Here is an 809-nt window from a genome sequence, read left to right as displayed (position 1 = left end):
GGAGACGGTCACCATCGCCGCGGCGGAGTCGGAGAACCCGGTCAAGGGCGTCGCCAGCGCGGTCCGTACGGCGATGTGGCGGATCGCGCTGTTCTACATCGGCTCGATGGCGGTCGTCGTCACCCTGGTCCCGTGGGACTCGCCGGCGGTCGTCGAGCAGGGCCCGTACGTCGCCGCCCTGGNNTGGCGCTGCTGTCCGCGATGAACGCCAACATCTACGGCGCCTCGCGCATCGGCTACTCCCTGGTGCAGCGCGGGCAGGGCCCGAAGCTGCTGGGCCGGGTGTCGGCCGGGGTACCGCGGATCGCCGTGCTGGCCTCGTCGGTCTTCGGGTTCCTGTGCGTGCTGCTGAGCTACTGGCGGCCCGACGACGTCTTCTCCTGGCTGCTCAACATGATCGGCGCGGTGATCCTGGTCGTCTGGATCTTCATCGCCGTCTCGCAGCTGCGGCTGCGCCGCGTCCTGGAGCGCGAGGCCCCGGAGAAGCTGGTCGTCCGGATGTGGGCGTTCCCGGTGCTGACGTGGATCGCGCTGGCCGGGATGGCCGCCATTTTCGTCCTGATGGCCCGGGAGCCCGACACGCGCGTGCAGCTGTACTCGACGGGCGGCATGACCGTGGCCCTGGGGGTCGCCGGCTACGCCTGGCAGCGGTCCAGGGCACGCACACGAACCGAGGGCTGACACCTCCCCCCTCTCCCCCCTCTCCCCCTCTTCCCGCCGCTTCCACGGCGAGGGCCCCCGCACGGACGACCGATTCCGCGCGGGGGCCCTCGCCGTGGAAGCGGCGGGAAGAGGGGGAGAGGGGGGAG

Annotated in this window: 1 protein-coding gene and 1 pseudogene; both read left to right on the top strand. The window is 71.7% G+C overall.

Annotated elements, in window-relative coordinates; all coding sequences use genetic code 11:
* A pseudogene (locus AOK11_RS46050) lies at positions 1–182 on the top strand (amino acid transporter); the annotation flags it as partial.
* Positions 183–184: 2 nt separating this feature from the next.
* The coding region (locus AOK11_RS46045) for an amino acid permease (RefSeq protein WP_240497655.1) at positions 185–681 on the top strand (497 nt) is incomplete at its 5' end.
* Between the last annotated feature and the right edge of the window lie 128 nt (positions 682–809).

It is taken from the genome of Streptomyces hirsutus, assembly GCF_001418415.1.
GTDB lineage: Bacteria > Actinomycetota > Actinomycetes > Streptomycetales > Streptomycetaceae > Streptomyces > Streptomyces hirsutus.
The sequence above is the reverse complement of the archived record's forward strand: the minus strand, read 5'-3'. Positions and strand labels throughout refer to the sequence as shown.